Origin of the sequence: Burkholderia sp. Cy-637, assembly GCF_011753175.1 — a bacterium.
In the GTDB taxonomy this organism is placed as follows: Bacteria; Pseudomonadota; Gammaproteobacteria; order Burkholderiales; family Burkholderiaceae; genus Burkholderia; species Burkholderia gladioli.
In genome coordinates this window covers 1-2930 of sequence record NZ_VWWC01000328.1, presented here as the reverse complement: position 1 = coordinate 2930, position 2930 = coordinate 1, and the positions used below count along the sequence as shown (strand labels likewise).

Annotated in this window: 1 protein-coding gene; it reads left to right on the top strand. The window is 71.9% G+C overall.

Going from position 1 to position 2930, the window contains the following annotated elements:
* The coding region (locus F3J10_RS35095) for an autotransporter (protein ID WP_167244001.1) at positions 1-2930 on the top strand (2930 nt) is incomplete at both ends.

Genomic DNA, 2930 nt, shown 5'->3' with positions numbered 1-2930 from the left:
CGACGAGCGCAGCACGCGCCTGGATGCGCTCGAGCATCCCGAATCGCTCGACCGGCTGGTCAAGGCCTGGTTTCCCGAGCCCGCCGGCGCGCCGCCGGTGGAGGGCGGCGAGCGCTCGGTGCTGACCGGGCAACTCGCCGGGCTGGGCGCGCCCGAACATGCGCCCGCCACGCAGCGCGGCGCCATGCTTGCGATCGCACTGCGCGGCGCCGGCGCGCACGACGCCACCGACGCGCAGGCGATCGTCGAGGCGATGCGCACGCTCGACTTCTCGCAGATGGACCGCGCCACCAGCGCGACACCGGCCGGCCCCGCGCAACCGCTGGACGCCACGCGTGCGCGGGCCTGGCTGGCGGCGCGCATCCTGTCGCGCAGCGACGAGGGTTTCGACTCGCTCTGCACGCTGCGCGGCACCGACCCGCGCGAGGCGCCGATGAAGACGGCCGCGCAACGCGTGATGCTGCAGGCGGCCGACCACGCCGACCCGGGCCCGCACGACACGCTCACGCGCGACAACGATCCCGCGCCGGGCGCGGTGCGCGAGCGGATGCAGGTGCCCGGCGCCGAGCCGACGCTGGCCGCGCGCGCCTTCGAGGCGGCCGCGGCGGCGAACACGGGGGAAGTGCGAGACATGACGCCGGCGCAGAAGGGCGACTTCTTCGCCTGGCGCCAGAACTTCCGCGAGGACGGCGCCGGCACGCCGCTGGCGAAGACGCGCGAGCGCCTGCACAAGTTCACCGGCAAGACACTCGATCGCGCCGCCGAGAACCGCTGGAAGACCTTCGCCGCGCGCGCGGTCGGCAAGCATCGCTCGCCGGTGGCGGCGCTGCGCAGCGGCACGGCCGACGTCACGCGTCCCACCATCGCCAAGGAGCTCAAGGCGCTCAAGGCGGTGGCCGAGCATCGCGGCGCGCTGATGGACCAGCCGATGATGCAGCCGCGCGCCACGCTCGCGCATGCGCACGCCCCGCACTCGCTGGTCGAGCTGGCCGCGCTGCACGTCTGGTTCGAGCACGGCGGCTTTCCGACCGGCAAGCCCGACGCGGCGCAGATGAAGCAGATCGTCGCCAAGGCCAACAGCCTGCGCGACGATCTCGCCAAGACCGACCTGTCCGACTCGCCGGCCGATGCCGAGGCACGCGACAAGCTGCTGGCCGACACGGCCTCGTGGGGCGGCAAGGACGCGCAGAAGCACGAGGCCTTCACCGCGCTGAACCAGGCGCCGTTCAACCTGGAGCGGATCACCAACTGGGCGCAGCGCGCCGATGTCGAGAATCCCGAGTTCGTCGCCGCGCTCGACACGCTGCGCGGCGACGCCAAGAACCTGCCCCACACGGTGGCCAAGCCGCAGCGTCAGGAAGTGGTCAAGGCGATGTCGCAGGTGGTCAGGGAACTCCCGTCGGGGGCCCGGCTGCGCATGCAGGACGGCAACCGCTTCGGCGCCAGCACGCGCGGGCTGTCGGCCAACGTCGGCAAGCTGCTGAACGTGCATGGCGTGCCGCTCTCGCCGCGCGTGGACCTGCGCGCCACCGGCAATCGCACCGCGATGGTCGAGCTGGGGCGCAGCAACTACGGCGCCGAGATCTTCATGGGCACGGCCAGGAGCGTCAGCACGCAGGCCGGGCTCGGGGTGCGCGTCGGCTACGACTTCGACGTCGGGCTGAGCTACGTGCGCGCCGGCGTGACCGCGCAGGCGGTGCTGCACCAGCACGAGCGCAACGAGCCGAGCGGGGTGTCGCTGCGCGTGACGCGCCGCGTCAAGGAAGACGGCAGCAACTTCGACGACAAGACGCTCGAGAAGAAATACGCGGCGGTGTTCGATCACCTGGTCGAGAGCTCGGCCCAGGCGAAGACCGGCACCGCCGGCGACACCTGGAACCGGCTCGCCGACAAGTTCATCGAGGATCCGGACATCTCGGTCGGCTGGACCGACGGCATCGACGACACCACCCGGCGCGGCGCCTCGGTCGACGTCGGCGTCTACGGCGGCATCCCGCACTCGCCGCTGACCGCCGGCTTCGGCCTGGGCGTCGGCTACGCGTCGACGCGCGACCACACGCGCGAGGTGCACGACGATGGCGGCTCGCTGCAGATCGAGCAGCACCGCTCGGGCGGCGGCTCGCAATGGGTGGCGCGCCTCACCGGCGGCCTGAGCGGCTCGGTGCCGGTCGGCCACAAGCCGCATACGGTCGGCGTGGGCGTCAGCTCGCTCGACACGCCCTCGGCCAACCTCGCGCTCAGCGACTCGGGCGTCGAGTCGCGCGTGCAGATCGCGCGCGACAACGGCGTGCTGATGCCGCGCTCGTGCATCATCGACGTCGAGTACAAGTCGACCAAGACCTTCACGCACGCGGTGGACATGCAGCGCGGCGCCTGGCGCGATCTCTACGCGCTCGACCACTTCAAGAAGAACCGCATCGACATCGACCAGGCCACGCCCGAACAATGGGATGCGGCCCACCAGGCGGCGGACAGGAAGATCGACACCCTGCTCGGCGACATCCGCGGCAACGCGGCGCCGAACCAGACTTACTTCCACCGCTTCCGCCTGCGCAACGACGCGGCCCGGAAGATCGATGCGCTGGCCGCCGCCGATGCCGCGATGGGCAAACCCAGCGCCGCCGCCGCGCGGAAGATCGACGAGATCATGACGGATCCGGCCTCGTGGATCGCCTCGGACCTCAAGGTCAAGGAGTCGAACGCGACCACCACGCGCGTGGGCCTGAACGCGGCGATCCATCTCAGTTCGGTCACCCAGGTATCGGGCGAGCACGAGATCGTTTCGGAAAGCGCCGATTTCGCCCAGCTCGACAAGCTCGAGCGGTACCAGGCCAGGCTCGCGGCGGCGCAGCCGGCCACGCCGGTGGCTGCCCCCGTGCCCGCGCCTTTGCCGGATCCGGCCGCGCTGCCGCGCCAGCGCCCGCCCGTGC